Genomic DNA, 17,618 nt, shown 5'->3' on the forward strand with positions numbered 1-17,618 from the left:
ACTTGAATTCATAGCTTAATCAGCAACTGTGACCTTCAATAGGTCGCAATTGCTGTAAAATATAAACCGTAGGCCGCATTTGAGATTAAGCGGCCTTTTTTTGAGCTAAAAAAATCAGCCTTACTCTTTATCCACTCTGTTTCTTCTTACAAACAACGTAAATATAATGTTAACTGGCATTCATCACTTATTGAAAGCGACTAGTCGCGTTATGTTTATATAACGTTTATGTTGTAACGTATGATATCAACAACCAATGCTGTTCTTGTTTACGGGCCTGACGAAAAAGAAACAACAACACGCACACTATAAAAGCTAACGACATTAAAAAGTTGGAAATAAATACAATGAAAAAATTATCACTGAGTCTCATCGCAACAGCGATGTTGGCATCAGGCATTGCTCCTACCTTTGCACAGGAAGCAATGTCTCAGAGTAAAGAAGAAAACGGCTACGATGTGGAAAACTGGGATGTTAATAACCCGCCTTATGCACTTAATGAAGTGGCAATAAGCACCACTGAAACCACGTGGTCGAGCCTAGATGTGGCACCTAACGGCAAGTTTATGGTTTTCGATATGCTTGGCGATCTATATAAAGTTGATATCAATGGCGGTGATGCGTCGCCACTTACTCAAGACTTTGCATGGAATATTCATCCTTCTATATCGCCAGACGGTAAGCACGTTGCCTTTATCTCAGACCGCGATGGCCTAAGTAATGTGTGGGTTATGGATATCGATGGCGAAAACCTTCATCAAGTGACTAGTGAGAAGAACAACCTTATTCACTCTCCTAAGTGGAGCCCTGATGGCGAATACCTTGTGGTAACAAAAGGGATTATGTCGAGTCGCAGTATTCCTGCGGGCGAGATTTGGATGTATCACAAGTCAGGCGGTGACGGCCTGCAAATTAAAGCGCGAAACAGCGGAAAGCGTGACCAGCAAAATATTGCTGACCCTGTTTTTTCTCATGACGGCAAATACATCTACTTCACAGAAAATACCGTTCCTGGCAGCCGCTTTGAATACAATCGCGACCCGCTAGAAGGTATCTTTGCCATTACCCGTTTTGATCGTGAAACCGGTGAAGAAAGCCGTTACATAAGCGGCACTGGCGGTGCAGTTGTCCCTACTCCGTCACCAGATGGTAAATACATTGCGTTTGTTCGCCGCGTGAAAGACAGAACTGCTCTGTTTATAAAAGACGTTAAAACGGGTATTGAAACGCCCCTCACACTAGAACTTGAAAGAGATATGCAAGAAGGCTTTGGCTCTGAGGGCTACTTTGCGTATTTCGACTGGATGCCCGATAGCTCGAAAATCGTGTATTGGACAGGCGGAAAGTTCCACACCATCGATGTTGCTGACAAAAGCACATCAACGATTGAAATTAGCGTAGACGCCAAAGTGAAATATGCTGACGCCCTGCGTTTCGACGTAGACGTAGCTCCAGACAAGTTTGATGTCAATATGATCCGCTGGTCTCAAATGTCACCCAATGGCAAAACCGTTTTATTTCAGGCGCTAGGTAAGCTGTACGTTCGCGACGTGAAGTCGGGCAACATTAAGCGTTTAACCAAACAAAGCGACCACGACGAGTTTTACCCACGTTTTTCTAACGACGGTAAAAAAGTGGTGTATACCACGTGGGACGACCAAGATTTAGGTACCGTTCGGGTAGTGTCAGCGAGAGGCGGTAAAGGCAAAGTCATTACCGAACAACCGGGCCATTACATTGAGCCATCATTCTCCGCAAATGGAGAAAAAGTGCTGTTTCGCAAATTTACGGGTGGCTATTTGCTTAACCCTAAATACTCTGTAGAGCCTGGCATTTATGTGGCCGACCTTGAAGAAGACACCGTCAATAAGGTGACCGACGGTGGGTATAATGCCCACTTTGCAGGCGGTGACGAACGGGTTTACTTTACTGAGTCTGCAGGCGGTGAAGCCTATTACGAAACGCAACTATCTAGTGTAAACCTTAAGGGCAACGATAAGAGAACTCATCTATACGGCAGCACTAAGGTAAGTGAGTACAAACTTTCTCACGATAAAAAGTGGATTGCCTTTGTCTATCAGTTCAAAACGTATGTGGCGCCGTTCGTCGATAATGGTAAGAAAATTACCATTGGTCCAGACATGACCTCACTACCAGTAACACAGCTTTCAAGCCGTGCTGGAGAGTACCTAACGTGGTCGCCTGACAATAAAACACTAAGCTGGTTTAACGGCCCGACGTTGTTTAAGCGCTCTCTTGATGAAGCCTTCGCCTTCGTTGACGGAGCCTCAGACACACTACCAGAGCCAGTGGCACAGGGAATGGACCTATCGTTCTCAACCGACGCTGACAAACCATCAGGGTATAAAGCACTGGTAGGCGGCAAAGTGGTTACTATGCGCGACGCTGACAATACGCAGGAAGTGATAGAAGATGGCGTTGTGCTTATTAAAGATAACCGCATTGAAGCTGTCGGCAAGCGCAGCGACATCGAGATCCCTGCCGACGCGATGCAAATTGATACCAGCGGAAAAACCATTATTCCAGGTCTTATTGATGCTCACGCTCACGGTTCCCAGGGAAGAAATGAAATCATTCCACAACAAAACTGGAGTCAGTACTCGAATGTGTCCTTTGGTGTCACCACCATTCACGATCCGTCAAACGACACTACTGAAATATTTGCAGCGTCTGAGCTACAGCGCAAAGGTAAAATTGTAGCGCCACGTATTTACTCTACCGGCACCATTTTATATGGCGCAGAAGGACTAGGATACAAAGCCATCATTAACGATTATGACGATGCTTACTTCCACGTTGAGCGCTTAAAAGAAGCGGGCGCGATTTCAGTCAAAAGCTATAACCAGCCACGTCGTGACCAACGTCAACAGGTATTATGGGCGTCTAAGAACCAAGAAATGATGGTAGTGCCTGAGGGCGGCGGTAAGTTCCAGCAAAACCTAACCATGCTAGTTGATGGCCATACAGGTTTAGAGCACAGCCTACCGGTGGAAAAAGGGTACAGCGACGTAACTCAGCTTTGGAAAGCCACAGAGTTTGGTTACACACCCACTTTTGTTGTGTCTTATGGCGGAATGATGGGTGAAGAATACTGGTACGACAAAACAGAGGTGTGGAAAAATCCGCGATTACTGCGTTATACCCCATCAACCATATTAGATAGACGTGCTATTCGCAGACCTAGTGCACCAGAAAATCAATATAACCACCAAAACGTGGCTAGCTACGCTAAAGAGCTTCGCGACAATGGAGTAAGCGTACATATTGGTGCTCACGGACAGCGTGAAGGTTTGGCCGCTCACTGGGAGCTATGGATAATGCAACAAGGCGGCTTTACTCCTTGGGAAGCATTACGCGGTGGTACTATTGATGGTGCCAAACACTTAGGTATGTCTAAGGATCTCGGCAGTATTGAAGCCGGAAAACTAGCAGACTTAGTGGTAATAGATGGCGATGTACTCAGCGACATTAAAAAGAGTGAGTATGTTGAATATACCGTGCTAAACGGTCGCGTGTACGAGTCGGCAACGATGAATGAAGTAGGCAGCAAGAAGAAGCGTAAACCTTTCTTTTTCGAGCAAGATAACGCCACCTTTATGCCACAAGCAACGGCCGATGCGGTTGAAGCCAAAGCGCACCACTTTCATTGGGAGCATTAAACTGCTGAGCAGTAATTAGCGCCAACAGACGGGCTAAAGAGCCCGTCATAATGTGTAACACTTAAAAGCCAGCGATGAATGAGTTGATACCTCTCATCGCTGGCTTTTTATTATTTATCAACACAAGTTGAAAATACTCAACTGGCTTAAAGCAGGCCTATTTACTTTCACCATTGGTCACAACCGTACGCTATCTATTACGTCCATACTGCTCGTGAGACGATACCCAGTCTGACGAGCTAATGGCCGATGCCAGTGATATCTCACCTGCCAATACTACCGATGCAACAATTTCTGCGAACTTATACACGCGGTCGCGGCCATAGCAATCAAGCAACTCCAAACATTCTCTTTGCGTTCCAATGCCCGTGCCTCCTCCGTAGGTAGCCACAATTAACGACGGTATGGTAATAGAGACATACAAGTCTCCTTCTTCAGTTAATTCTGAGTACATAATTGCTGCTGATGACTCGGACACGTTGGCCACGTCTTGCCCCGTGGCGATAAACATTGCAGTGATACCGTTGGGTGAATGCAGGCCAGTGTTGTTTACGCCAGATAAGAATGAGCCTACACCCGCCACTCGGCCATGATAATCAATTTGTTTAGGGTCAACCCGCATCACCTCTAACAAATGCTCACGCTTAATGGTGGCCTCAGCAGTTACGCGCTTACCTCGGGTACGCATAATATTAATTTGTGATGCTTTTTTATCGGTGGCGAAATTCGATTCCAAATAGAAATTCTCAATACCTTCGTAGTGGTCCAGTATCCACCCGCAAGCAGCAAATGTAGCTCTACCCACCATGTTTTGGCCAGCTGCATCGCCCGTACGGTAGTTAAAGCGAAGGAAGGCAAATTTGTTAGACAGAAAGTGGTCAATATAAGTCAGCTTAGCAATACTGGACGTGGCCTCGGCTTCTTCACGAATTTTTTCAATATTTTCCTGGACCCATTTTACAAAGTCTCTTGCACCTCGGGCATTTTCAAATATAAACACAGGCGCGCGCTGCATGGCATCGTCAACAACGGTAGCAGTTATGCCGCCGCTCATGTTTAACAACTTCATACCTCGATTATACGAGGCCACCAAGGTTCCTTCTGTGGTTGCTAAAGGTACAACAAACTCACCTTTTGCGTGCTCGCCATTTATTTTTACAGGTCCTGCAATACCAATTGGCACTTGAGCTACGCCAATAAAGTGTTCGATGTTGCCTTTCAAATCATTAGGGTCGATAGAATACTTCCCTACATGATTAACCTTATTACCGGTGGCACTCTCAAAATACTGCTGACGAGTTTTAATAATAGACTCGCCATAATCGTCCAAGTCATCGCGAGGAATATGCGCGCTGCGTTGCCCAGCTAACGTAATATTGTCCTCTACCTCAAACTTCAACTTTCCAAACGGAGATGCAGAAAAGCAGATACCGAGCTTTCGCTTTTCAGGACACGCGTCTTTTTCGATATCTAAATGTAGCGTGATGGTTTGTCTAAGCGCGAAGGGCCTACCGTCAGATTGATTAAGTTCAGCTGCAGGTAAAAACGTATCGTGAGTAAGTTGAAGTGAAATTTTATCCTCTGGAATTTTCTCTCCATCTAAAGAAACCCAATGTAGCTTTTCAATGGTTGCGTCTTTTAACCTGTTTTTAAGCGAGAACGACAATCCAGTATTGGTTTTGGAGAGACTAGCGCGTGTGTAGAGTTGTTTTAATAATATGCTGGGCACAAACATGAGACTTCCTTATTAGCGTATACGTTTTCTTTTTCTTGTTTAACTCTTTCGTGTGTATTTTCTACTTTTTATTTTTCATTCTTTTTCATTTTGTTGGGGGCTTCCTAGGCATTTTCTCAGGCTGCTTCATAGGTTTCTGCAACCCCCCGATGTTTTTATAGCACATTCTTTATACAGAACGATGACTACTTATTATTTAATGTAGGTCAATCTTTGCCACTTTTTGTACATTTTCTTATCTATTTTTGCGCCACGCTTTTCAAATTTGAGCCAAGCCCGCATCTTTACTGGCCTTCAAAACCTTGGGCTTTAGCTAAATGACACACCTCTCATCAATCACCTAAAGTTTCTGTGTCGTCGCAACAACGATGACTAGAAGGTATCTGGTAGCAACAAGGGAGGCATCAAGGACTGCGATGCCAGGGATAAAACGTCTGCACGGAAGAGACAGCCAGATACCTTTTACCAAAGCGTATTCAGTTAAATAATGACAAAGAATATGCCCTGCTTAATACACATAGGTGTAGGGAAAAAGGAGCAATAATGAGAAAGGGATTATTTCGAAAGGAAGCAATTGGACATCAGTCGACGGCCATTACCGGTCGTCTATTAATGACACCAAAACCAGTCTTTATGATTCTTGCCGCTATGCTGGTAACGTGGATGCTGGTGGTTATTGTTTTCCTCATGCAAGGTAGCTACGCTAGAAAAACCTCGGTTCAGGGGTGGTTAGAACCTCATGGCGGTGTATATAAACTCTACGCCGAGCCGCGTAAAGGACAGGTATCAGATGTCTTTGTTGCAGAGGGTCAATATGTTGAAAGCGGTACATCGCTGTTAACAATAAGCTATGGTGGTAAGAGTACACTTGGCGCCCCTATCAATGAAAGGCTTCTTAACGAGCTCGAAGGAAAGCGAAAAAGAACCCAGGATATTATCCAGCGACTGCACGCTATTCAAAGCGCAGCATTACAACAGCTTGACGTGTCACTTTCTCATGCAAAAAAAGAGCAGGTAGAATTTAACGATATTGCTGACATTTCCCGCTCTCAGTATGAGGTAACGCTTACTCATTTCGAAAAAACCGAATCGCTTTATCATGACGGCCACGTAAGCCATATTGACTATCAAGAACAAAAATTAAGAAAGTTAGCCAGCGAGCAGCAGTTAAAACATGCGCTTCAAAACCTCAATACTGCCAACAATACAACACTGTCGTTAACTCAGCAGCGAGCCTCGTTACCCTTGCAGCAAAAAAATGAGCTGGCGAACTATCAAAATGCGCTGAGCGATTTGAATCACCAAATAATGACTCATAACAGCACCAGCGAGAAGACTATTTACGCGCCTCAAGACGGAATAGTATCAGGCCTGCATATAAAACCTGGCTACGACATCAAAAATAATGACTTACTACTGACGTTGGTGCCACCATTTTCTTCAATGCAGGCTCACATGTTAGTGCCCGTTCACTCTGCTGGATTTATTGACGAAGGACAGACACTCAACATTCGCTACGATGCGTTTCCCTATCAAAAATTTGGCATGCAGTCGGGCAGTATTCTTCGAATTTCTAAAACATTAATACTGCCTGGAGAATTAAACAATGCCCCAGTGATGACGAATGAGCCTGCTTATCTAGTCACTGCCGAACTTATAAGCGAAACCCTTGTTGCTTATGGTGAGCAAATTCAATTGAAAGCAGGAATGACCTTCTCTGCTGACATTCAGTTGAGCCAACGTTCGCTTTTAGAGTGGTTGTTAGAGCCCCTTTATAGTCTATCAGGGAGGCTATGAGCATGCTCACACAAGCACTTAATCTTTCGCTTTTCACAAGGCGGAGAGTCCCCCTTGTATTGCAAAGCGAAGCGGCAGAATGTGGTTTAGCGTGTATCAATATGATTGCGCAATTTTATGGCGACAAGCGGGATCTTAACCACCTGAGGCAAACTCTGTCGGTGTCTATGCGCGGTTGCACACTGCTTGATATTATGAATATTGGCGCACATGTAGGCCTTCAATGTCGCGCTCTAAAAATTGAAATAGAGCATTTGCGACAGCTAACCTGCCCCGCCATTTTGCATTGGGATATGCAGCATTTCGTAGTATTAACTTATGTGGACAAAAGCAAAGTTATCGTCAACGATCCTGCTCAGGGCGAGCGCACATTAACCTTAAGCGAAGCGTCTAAGTCAATTACTGGTATCGCCCTTGAAGTATCTCTTGCAGACAGCTTTACGCCTGTAAGTACTCCACCTACGCTAACTTTAAAAAACTTTTTCGTCAACGCTACAGGCTTTAAGAGAAACCTGTTAACGCTTATTACCTTATCTATTTTATTACAATTGTTTGTACTAGCCGGCCCCTACTATATGCAAACCGTGGTAGATGATGTGCTGGTTTACAACAACGGTGCGCTTCTCAACGCCTTAGCGCTTGGCTTTGCCTTATTGTTAGTCATTGAAATCTTCACCTACGTATTGCGCAAGCTACTCGTATTATCTGTGTCTATGCGCTTGCAGCTGCAGCTTTCCGCATCTGTTTTTAAGCACCTCCTCTCGCTACCTTTAGACTATTTTGCCAAACGACATGTGGGAGATGTTGTCTCTCGATTTAGCTCACTAGGACAAATAAGAGAGTTTTTAACTACTGGGGTGGTAACCGCCTTACTCGATGGCTTACTCGCCGTTATCACCTTGGTTGTAATGGCGGTGTATTCAATAAAGCTTACCGCGTTAGTGGTTGCAATAATGACGCTGTACATAGCCTGTCGCCTCGGTGTGCTCTCGTTCATGAAACGTCTAACTACAGAAAGAATTGGCCTAGCAGCAACGGAGCAAAGTCATTTCATTGAAAGTATGCGCGGTATTTTACCCATTCGGGTTTACAACCAAGAGGTACAGCGCCACAGTCATTGGCAAAACAAGCTCGTGGCTACGCTAAACAAAGATATTAGCCTTGGCAAACTCAGCATTGGCACTGACGCTGTTAATAAAGCCATGTTTGGTTTAGAGAATCTCGCTGTTATTTACCTTGGCGCTCTGCTAGTCATTGATAGCACTATGAGCATTGGGATGCTATTGGCCTTTATTGCTTATAAAACCCGTTTTACCGGCGCGGTAGATGGTGTCATTAATAGCATTATTGAATTTAAAATGTTGAGCGTTCACTTTACACGCTTAGGCGATATCGTATTAACTAAACCCGCCGCTCACTCGCGTAGAACGCCCCCGGAGCTTTCTTCTTATAACCTGCAGTCCCAAAGCCCCAGTTTTAATAATCATGATTTTCAAAAGCCAGAAACAATAGTTCACTCTCGATCTGCTGATGTAAAAACCGCCGAGGCTGAAATGTCGAGATGCACCAGCGACACATCGAAAGGCTCATCTGCTGGCACAAGCAAGGGGATAGCGCTTGAAGCAAAAAGCATCAACTTTCAATACAGCAAGGCAAGCGACCCTGTTTTTAAACACATCGATTTGGTAGTACACCGCGGCGATATTGTTGCCATTACCGGTGATAGTGGCTGTGGCAAAAGCACGCTTATCAAATGTCTAATGGGGCTTTATGCAGTCAGTGAAGGTAATGTTATCCACCAGCATCACACTCAACAGCACGGACGCTGCAAAATAGCGTCGGTGTTACAAGAAGACACGCTGCTAAACGGCAGTATCGCAGATAACATCAGCTGTTTTTCCCAAACGCCGCGTTTAGAGCAGATTATTCACGCCGCTCAGCTAGCCTGTATTCACGATGAAATAGCGGCGATGCCCATGCAATATCACTCATTGGTGGGAGATATGGGAAGTAGTTTAAGCGGCGGGCAAAAACAGCGCCTATTGCTAGCTCGAGCCCTTTACCAATGCCCAGACATTTTATTTTTAGATGAAGCAAGTAGCCATCTGGATATGGATAACGAGGAAAAAATTAATCGCCACCTTAAAGCGCTAAATATCACCCGAATCATTGTTGCGCACCGCCCTCAATCTATCGCTATTGCAGATACTGTTTACCGTTTAACGCATACCAATTTGCAACGTTTACCACCCCCAACTGAAGAAATAACGCCTATAGAAAATCCCATGGAGAACACCGATGAAAATACATGAAGTAAGAGAAAATAACGCCCTTATGACCGAATCTGAGCGAATGCAAGTTGAGGCCCAAGGTATCACGTCAAGCGGCACGCTTATCCCAATAAAATGTTTGTCAAAACGCGAGCTTCAGGTTGTTCACAAAATAATGGGGGGATGCTCGAACAAGCTGATTGCAGATCAGCTGTTTATCAGTGAGCGAACGGTAAAATTTCACTGCGCCAATATTTATAAAAAGCTCAATATCACCAGTCGGACTGCACTTATCGCTGGCTGCTTCAGAACCCTTTACCGCGAAGTTGTCTCGCACTAGCGCGACGACCTCATTTTAAACCACGCTAATACAAGGAGCGTAACCAATGAAAGACCAACAACAAGCCGTAACACTAGCAGAAGAGCAACTATTTGTTGTATCAGGCGGCCGGACATATGAAGGAGTCGGTGTAAAACCACCCACTTTTAATTTACCCAGCCCGCCGGTTTATAAGGAGCCGGTTTATATCACCATGGCTATTGGTGAAGGCGGCGGAACCTTACCGGATATACTTGCCTAGCCCTACGTAATATCTGCCTAACTGCGTTCAAGTTGTTGTAAGCGCAGCTAGGCAGCAACCAATGCGCTGAATTATGCAGTCATTTGCTACACTTGATTGCTGCAGTTAAATGCCGCTCTTTAATGCACGAATATTAACGCAGGTATCGACGCAAAAAACGGGCGTAATGCACGAAATTTTTTCAGCGCTTTTACATTTTTCATGCAAAAAGGAAATCGCATGTACATTGGACTTATTGGCGATGAGAACGACCCGCAGCTCATTCATTTGGCGAGCGCGCTTACCCAACAAAACACACCCTATTTCATTGCTAATACTGCCTATTTTGGTAGCCAGTGGAGCATTAGCTTTGACCCAGACAGCAACGAAGGATATTTACATTTTGCGCCGTCTCAAAGTCAGTCAAAACAACGAGTGATGTTTTCAGAAATCAAAGCGGTTTACTGGCACCAGTATATTCCCACGAAGACAATGACAGGGATATCTGATACTTCTTCAGGACCTAAAAACCTGCAACAAAACGCTGCACAAGCCATGTGGATTGAACAAGAGTTGTCGAGCACACTTTTATGCTGGTTCACATACCATGGCACCAGATGGGTAAACTCTATAGACGCAGTTCGCTCGCATCAGTGCAAACCCATGCAGTTGACTATTGCGTCCCAGCAAGGAGCGAAGATCCCCTATTCGTTTGTGGGCAACGCGCCTGAGGCTGCTGCGCAGTTTTGCAGTAATTTGCAGGAGATAGTTTACAAACCCGTACGCGGTGGCAAAGTTGCTCAGCTTGTCAATAAAACAGAACATCTTCGGCCGTTGCTGACAACCTTGCTATCGCAGCGTCCCGTTACCTTTCAAAAGTATATAAGTGGGACGAACATTAGAAGCTACGTGCTAGGTAATGAAGTGGTGAGTGTGCGTATCGACTCAGATGAGTTAGATTACAGAAACGACGATGGTGCAACGCCGGTAATTACAGTGATACCCCAAGATATCAAACGCTTAGCGGTAAGAATATGCAAAGCACTTGGCATGTATTGGTGCGCTATTGATTGGCGCAAGACCAACAAAGACACTTACTTTTTCTTAGAAGCCAACCCGAGCCCTTTTTACCTAAAAGTAGAGCGCGACACTGGCTTAGACATCACAGGTAGACTGGTAAACTTGTTGACCATGTAAATTGCTGACATTGTAGTAACGCTTACCCGTTCGCAGGCATGTGTTTAGCCTGTGATAGTTAAAGACCCAACAAAAAAACCCAGCTGCTAGCAGCTGGGTTTTTGTTATGTTTCTCGTTAGGTCTATTGGCAGGCCTTTGCGTTAATTACAAAATAAAGCGTGAAAGGTCTTCGTTATCTACTAATGTTTCTAGGTGGCTATTAACGTAATCAGCATCAATCACAAATGATTCGCCGCTTTTCTCCGATGCATCATAGGAGATATCTTCCATTAAACGCTCTAGCACTGTGTGAAGACGACGAGCGCCTATGTTCTCGGTGCGTTCATTAACTCGCCACGCCGCTTCTGCAATACGCTGAATACCAGAGTCGTCGAAGGTCACAGTCACCCCTTCAGTTTTCATTAGCGCAATATACTGCTGAGTAAGTGACGCACTTGGCTCGGTAAGAATACGCTTAAAATCACCCACTTTCAGTGCCGATAATTCAACGCGAATGGGCAAACGGCCTTGAAGCTCAGGAATAAGATCCGAGGGCTTGCTCATTTGGAATGCGCCAGAGGTAATAAACAAAATGTGGTCCGTTTTTACCATACCGTGCTTTGTTGATACCGTAGAACCCTCAACAAGAGGCAGCAGGTCTCGCTGTACGCCTTCTCGCGACACGTCGGCAGAATTGTTGCCTTCACGCTTACAAATCTTGTCAATTTCGTCAATAAATACAATGCCGTGCTGCTCTACCGACTCAATGGCTTTTTCTTTCAAGTCTTCTTGATTAACTAAGCGCGCCGCCTCTTCTTCAATCAGCAATTTAAACGCGTCTTTAATCTTCAGCTTTTTCTTTTTCTTTTGCGAACCAGACAAGTTTTGGAACATACCTTGAAGCTGGTTTGTCATTTCTTCCATACCAGGAGGTGCCATTATCTCTACACCCACCTGTGGAAGCGCAACGTCAATTTCTATCTCTTTGTCATCTAGCTCACCCTGACGAAGCTTTTTACGAAATGCCTGACGTGTACCGCGGTCTTCTACTTCTTCCTTGTTACCCCATGCGTCTTCTGGTGGTGGTAACAAAGCATCTAGAATGCGATCTTCAGCAGCTTCTTCAGCGCGGAATTTCACTTTCTTCATTTCGTTTTCTTTCGTCATCTTCACGGCGATATCGGCAAGGTCGCGAATAATGGTTTCGACTTCCTTACCTACATAACCCACTTCGGTGAACTTTGTCGCCTCTACCTTAATAAAAGGTGCGTTGGCAAGCTTAGCCAAACGGCGAGCGATTTCAGTTTTACCCACGCCCGTTGGCCCAATCATAAGAATATTTTTAGGCGTCACTTCTTGACGTAGCTCAGGCTCTAGCTGCATTCTGCGCCAGCGGTTGCGAAGCGCAATAGATACAGCACGCTTGGCATCTTGTTGACCGATAATATGACGGTCTAACTCGTGAACAATTTCTCTTGGTGTCATTTCAGACATGAATAAACCCTTATATAAACACGCTTAGTCTGCGCGCGATGAAAGCACCGACGTATCGGTTCGCGCAGTTAAAAAGTAGCAACAGCTTCGTTACTGCCAGTCTAGTGCACTACTATGCTGATAAATTAGTACGCTATTAACTTAGTAGTCTAGAACATCAACCGTTTGGCTATGGTTAGTGAATACGCAAATATCACCTGCAATGGTCAACGCCTTTTCCGCGATGTCTTTTGCACTCAATTCGGTGTTTTCTAACATAGCCGTTGCCGCGGCTTGGGCGTAGTTACCACCAGAGCCTATAGCAATGAGATCGTTTTCTGGCTGAACCACATCGCCGTTACCAGTAATAATAAACGATGCGGTCTCATCGGCCACGGCGAGCAGGGCTTCAAGCTTTCGAAGCGCCCTGTCGGTTCGCCAGTCTTTGGCCAGCTCAACGGCCGCTTTTGTTAAATGGCCCTGATGCGCCTCTAACTTAGATTCAAAACGTTCAAACAGGGTAAATGCATCGGCGGTACCACCAGCGAACCCAGCTAATATTTTGTCGTGATACAAGCGGCGCACTTTACGCGCATTGCCTTTCATCACAGTATTTCCTAGTGATACCTGACCATCACCGGCCATTACCACTTGATTTCCACGTCGTACAGATACAATCGTTGTCACGTTAATTCCCCGTTTTGGCTGGGAGTTGATGCCGCTTAGATAGAACCTGAGCGGCAGCAACTTATCAATTCTATAAACCTTAAGTGGGGGGACGGTTTATAATTTCAAGGGGCTGGAGGGTTTGTACGCTTACCTGATTTATCTATTATAAATTCCAATACCAAATCTGACAGGTGGCAATATTGACTTTGCGAAGGCTGTGCTTCGCTTTTTCTGCATCTCGTTTAGATTCAAACGGACCTAAAATAACGCGGAACCAGTCTCCGTTACTTCCCGTACTTTGACGGATGAGCGCCTCTAAACCTTGAAATGCGATTTTCGCTTTCATTTCTTCCGCTTGGGCACGGGTTCTAAACGACGCGCACTGCATAAGATAGCGCTTATCAGACTTTTCTTGAGCCTGCACATCTACCTCTACCTCATAGCCAGGAAGCGTTTTAATGTACTCCCACTCTTCTTCAGGTAACTTGGGTAAGGCTTCTTCGGTTGGTGCGACAGGACGGGCAGCTTGGGTATCCACATCATCTTCAACGTTATCTTTAATTGACCATAAAAACACACCAAAGCCGAGGACAAGGGCAATAATTATCGCAATCCTAAAAACCGGAAGCGTATGTAAGCTTGGCGCACTGGACTGACGGCTGCTCGCATGGCTATTGGCACGACTATTGGCACGGCTATTGGTATTGCCTGGCGCTTTTTTTGGCGCTTTTTTATTTTTTTGTGAGCGTCCACGGGACACGTAATCGCGTTGAGCCATAGTTGGCAATGTTCCTACTTGTTATCGCTAAAACACCAAATGTGTATTTTAATGCTGCGTATTTTCGTCTTTGAATTTTAACGTATTGCTCGCTAACAAGCTAACTGAAATCTGTTGGGTCAATATCCACCGACCATCGTACTTTTGTCGCCTGTGGCAATGCCTGTAAAAAGGGTAGTGACTGGCGTAATACGCTATGAAGTGGAGCCCGCTTGTTGTGGCTACAAATCAACATAAACCGAAAGCGCCCCTGTCGCTTTTCTATTAGCGATGGAAAAGGGCCACTCATTTCTATGTCATTGTTGCTCGCCGCAAACACATTTCGACTTCCACTTAAAAAGGCAAATGCCAATGCACTGTCAGCAGCTTCACAGCGCACCACAAATTGACTGATATAAGGGGGTAATCCTGCCGCCTTTCGCTCCATTAATGCATGGCGGGCAAAATGGCCATAGCCGTTATTCACTAAATCTTGTAACAGCGGATGGTGAGGGTTGTGAGTTTGTAACCACATCTCGCCGGGCTTGCTGGCTCTTCCTGCACGCCCTGCAAGCTGAGTCACTAGCTGTGCTAACTTTTCAGGTGCTCTAAAATCGGCACTAAACAAGGCGCCATCGCAATCAAGTACGGCCACAAGCGTAACGTGAGGAAAGTGATGTCCTTTCGACAATATCTGAGTGCCAACCAGTAATTGATACTCCTGGCGATTGATGGCATCTAGCGTTTGATGAAGCTTATCTTTTCCTCGCACCGTATCGCTATCAATACGCACCTGTTTTACATCTGGAAACAAAGTGGCCAGCCCGTCTTCCACTTGCTCGGTGCCTGTACCTGCGGTGACAAGAGACGCGCTGTGACAAACTTCACACTGCTTAGGCATTGCTCTAGTACCAGCGCAGTGGTGACACTGCAACCGGTTGTGCGACTTATGCACGGTATAAGGTCTGTCGCATCGCTTGCAGGTTACCGTTTCACCACAGTGGTGGCACAGTAACGCAGGCGCATATCCGCGGCGATTCACAAATACCAGCACTTGGTTTCCCGCATTAATATGCTGGCGCATAATGGTTAATAGCGCTTGGGATATACCGTAATACAAAGGCTGATCTCGCGCATCTAGAAGGTGCTGGTGAGTATTCTTTGCACCACCTGCTCGGCGAGTAAGGTGTAAATGGGCGTACCGACCACCTAAAGCGTTATTAAGGCTTTCTAAAGCGGGGGTTGCACTACCTAGCAGTAGAGGAATACTGTGTTGTTTTGCACGCATCGCCGCCAAGTCGCGGGCGTGATAGCGAAGCCCGTCTTGCTGCTTAAACGACTCATCATGCTCTTCATCCACAATAATCATCCCCGGGTTAGCCAGAGGAGTGAAAATAGCCGAACGGGTTCCAATGATGATGCCTAGCTCACCAGATTTAGCCCGTTGCCACACCCGCAGCCGAGCTTTATCAGACAGCTGGGAGTGCAATACCCCAACATCGATACTGAAACGCTTCTCAAAGCGAGATACGGTTTGTGGAGTCAGTCCAATTTCGGGAACAAGTATAAGAATTTGTTTACCGGCTTGTAATAAAGGCTCGATGGCCTGTAAGTAGACCTCAGTTTTTCCACTTCCCGTCACGCCTTCAAGCAAACTGACGGCAAATTTACCCTGCTGCTGATTAAGCGCTGCAATGGCAACAGACTGCTCAGTATCGGGAATGGGCTTTTCATCAATGGTTATGGTCGATAGCCATTCTTGCTCTCGCACTTCAGGCACCACTTCAACCACTTCGGCAAGTGACTTATCGATAAGGGACTTAACCGCTGGCGAGCCAAATAACTTTCGACTTTGTTGCGCTGACAAACTGGATTTTTGTAGCGCCTCAAAAAATGCTTTTTGTTTTGGCGCCCGTGTTAGTTCATCAGATGAAGTGTGTTCCCCTGTTTCAGTTAGCCGTATTCTTTCTTCTGGCAATACTTGCGCTGTTTCACCCTTTCTCAATAAAACAGGAAGCATGGTGTGAAGCACTTCACCGGGTGCATGATGATAGTATTGCCACAGCCACTGCGCCATTTTCAAAAGCACTGCATCGATGACAGGAGCTTCATCTAGTACCGTCTCAATGGCCTTTATCTTATCGGCATTCTCTATCTCAGGAGCGTCTTTGTTTGGCTCGTTAACAACAATACCCACCAGCTTTCTTGGCCCAAATGGCACGCGCACTCGCACGCCCGCGGCCAAATCGCAGTGGTGAGTATAAGTAAACAACTGTCGCAGAGGCACTGGCACTGCAACACAAATATAGGCCATGTTAGAACGCATCTCTAAAGCTACTGTCTTCGTTGTTATTTGGGCCGCTTAGCTAACCGTTAATATGACGAGCTTCTACGACGAACTAAAACAACGAGCACTGTTAACAAGAATGAATACTCACAATCAATTTGAGAGTTGAAATGTGAGAGTTAATATAGGGGATATTTAAACACAGTTTTCATCGCTGCCATAAAACCATCTCAGATAGTTTTCTGATTACCGTACTAGACCTATCTGTTTGACCCTATCTTTTTTGCTTTGATCACTTGATACCAGTGCGCATAGATAATTCCCCACTCAGCGAGATTTAAAATGTTCGTAATCGCGGCGTGTTACCGCAGGTACAGTGGCTCTACATCAAGGTGACACAACAAAGAGTACGGACATTTTAAACTCATAAAGCCCTTGATCGCTGGCTCGGCTTCCTTTATTATCCGCCGCTCTTTTGCGATGAGTTGTTTAAAGAACTGCTCATCATTTGAATATTAAGTTACGTATGGTGTTTGGCTTCGGGCGAAATAGCGATACGGCCTTATTGTGAGGTAATCCCATGAAACAAGGTATCCACCCAGAATACGCTGAAATGACAGCAACATGCTCTTGCGGAAACGTAATGAAAATCCGCTCTACAATGGGTAAAGACATCAACTTGGACGTATGTTCTTCTTGTCACCCATTCTACACTGGTAAGCAACGTAACGTTGATACTGGTGGCCGTGTTGATCGCTTCAAGAAGCGTTTTGGTGCACTTAGCAAGAAATAAACTTTGTACTTTTTTAAGTATTGAGTTGAAAAAGCGCCTTAGGGCGCTTTTTTATTGCCTGCTTTTTTACTACCTGCTTTTCTTAGCAATGAGTTCTTCATTAGTGGATTGCGCTTTTAGCTAAATGCGTATCCCAATTTCCTTTGCTTTGTTTTGCACACGCTTCCTCACTATCAAAACGCACAGATACAAGCTTAGACTTTATTCCTTCCAGCGCTATTTCTACCCGCGTTATAAACGTTGCATCCCAGTTTTGCTCAAGCGCACGGTGGCGGTTTATTTCGGTATCAAACACGGCCACAATTTCCGGATTGCGCCAGTGGCCTAAGTGAGTGAGCCATATAAAGCCATTACCTTGCTTTTTTAGCCCCTCACACACCTCCGTAAGCTCACTGATTAATCGACGCTCTGTCATATTTT

The 17,618-nt window shown here is 45.3% G+C and carries 13 protein-coding genes and 1 pseudogene; 7 read left to right on the top strand and 7 right to left on the bottom strand.

The genetic code is table 11. The features are described from left to right. Positions 1-338: 338 nt before the first annotated feature. Positions 339-3,680 (top strand): amidohydrolase family protein, encoded by a 3,342-nt coding sequence (locus O9X84_RS12280; protein ID WP_442864537.1) that lies wholly within the window; start codon positions 339-341, stop codon positions 3,678-3,680. Between the two features lie 190 nt (positions 3,681-3,870). On the opposite strand, the gene O9X84_RS12285 is transcribed toward O9X84_RS12280, so the two are convergent. Together O9X84_RS12285 and O9X84_RS19650 are read right to left on the bottom strand one after the other, a co-directional pair. Continuing rightward, positions 3,871-5,025 (bottom strand): hydroxymethylglutaryl-CoA reductase, encoded by a 1,155-nt coding sequence (locus O9X84_RS12285; protein ID WP_269520113.1) that lies wholly within the window; start codon positions 5,023-5,025, stop codon positions 3,871-3,873. Between the two features lie 36 nt (positions 5,026-5,061). Next, a pseudogene (locus tag O9X84_RS19650) lies at positions 5,062-5,415 on the bottom strand (hydroxymethylglutaryl-CoA reductase); the annotation flags it as partial. 543 nt (positions 5,416-5,958) lie between these two features. On the opposite strand from O9X84_RS19650, the gene O9X84_RS12290 reads away from it, so the two are divergent. The 5 genes from O9X84_RS12290 to O9X84_RS12310 all read left to right on the top strand — a co-directional run bounded on the left by O9X84_RS12290 (position 5,959) and on the right by O9X84_RS12310 (position 11,239). Beyond that, positions 5,959-7,212 carry an HlyD family secretion protein gene (locus tag O9X84_RS12290; protein WP_269520064.1) on the top strand — a complete coding sequence of 418 codons (1,254 nt, stop codon included), beginning with the start codon at positions 5,959-5,961 and terminating at the stop codon, positions 7,210-7,212. Between the two features lie 2 nt (positions 7,213-7,214). After that, entirely contained in the window at positions 7,215-9,524 is a 2,310-nt protein-coding gene (locus O9X84_RS12295) for a peptidase domain-containing ABC transporter (RefSeq protein WP_269520065.1), read from the top strand. Further along, positions 9,511-9,822: a helix-turn-helix domain-containing protein gene (locus tag O9X84_RS12300; RefSeq protein WP_269520066.1), complete on the top strand. Its 312-nt coding sequence runs from the start codon at positions 9,511-9,513 to the stop codon at positions 9,820-9,822. Before O9X84_RS12295 ends, O9X84_RS12300 begins: the two co-directional genes overlap by 14 nt. A gap of 46 nt (positions 9,823-9,868) precedes the next feature. Continuing rightward, positions 9,869-10,063, top strand: a complete 195-nt coding sequence (locus O9X84_RS12305) for a hypothetical protein (RefSeq protein ID WP_269520067.1) — start codon at positions 9,869-9,871, stop codon at positions 10,061-10,063. A gap of 219 nt (positions 10,064-10,282) precedes the next feature. Further along, on the top strand, positions 10,283-11,239 hold the full coding sequence (locus O9X84_RS12310) for an ATP-grasp domain-containing protein (RefSeq protein ID WP_269520068.1): 957 nt from the start codon (positions 10,283-10,285) through the stop codon (positions 11,237-11,239). A 145-nt stretch (positions 11,240-11,384) separates the two neighbouring features. Here O9X84_RS12310 and hslU read toward each other — a convergent pair whose 3' ends face one another. From hslU to priA, 4 genes are all read right to left on the bottom strand, one after another. After that, positions 11,385-12,713 carry an HslU--HslV peptidase ATPase subunit gene (hslU, locus tag O9X84_RS12315; RefSeq protein ID WP_269520069.1) on the bottom strand — a complete coding sequence of 443 codons (1,329 nt, stop codon included), beginning with the start codon at positions 12,711-12,713 and terminating at the stop codon, positions 11,385-11,387. A 141-nt stretch (positions 12,714-12,854) separates the two neighbouring features. Continuing rightward, a complete protein-coding gene (gene hslV, locus O9X84_RS12320) occupies positions 12,855-13,379 on the bottom strand; it encodes an ATP-dependent protease subunit HslV (RefSeq protein WP_269520070.1) in 525 nt (174 codons plus the stop codon). 145 nt (positions 13,380-13,524) lie between these two features. Beyond that, positions 13,525-14,139: an SPOR domain-containing protein gene (locus O9X84_RS12325; protein ID WP_269520071.1), complete on the bottom strand. Its 615-nt coding sequence runs from the start codon at positions 14,137-14,139 to the stop codon at positions 13,525-13,527. Positions 14,140-14,239: 100 nt separating this feature from the next. Next, positions 14,240-16,432 carry a primosomal protein N' gene (gene priA, locus O9X84_RS12330; RefSeq protein WP_269520072.1) on the bottom strand — a complete coding sequence of 731 codons (2,193 nt, stop codon included), beginning with the start codon at positions 16,430-16,432 and terminating at the stop codon, positions 14,240-14,242. Between the two features lie 553 nt (positions 16,433-16,985). On the opposite strand from priA, the gene rpmE reads away from it, so the two are divergent. Further along, positions 16,986-17,198, top strand: a complete 213-nt coding sequence (rpmE, locus tag O9X84_RS12335) for a 50S ribosomal protein L31 (protein WP_032094946.1) — start codon at positions 16,986-16,988, stop codon at positions 17,196-17,198. Positions 17,199-17,298: 100 nt separating this feature from the next. Here rpmE and O9X84_RS12340 read toward each other — a convergent pair whose 3' ends face one another. Continuing rightward, positions 17,299-17,613 (bottom strand): hypothetical protein, encoded by a 315-nt coding sequence (locus tag O9X84_RS12340; protein ID WP_269520073.1) that lies wholly within the window; start codon positions 17,611-17,613, stop codon positions 17,299-17,301. Positions 17,614-17,618: the final 5 nt, after the last annotated feature.

Origin of the sequence: Alteromonas sp. BMJM2 (assembly GCF_027257845.1) — a bacterium.
GTDB lineage: Bacteria > Pseudomonadota > Gammaproteobacteria > Enterobacterales > Alteromonadaceae > Alteromonas.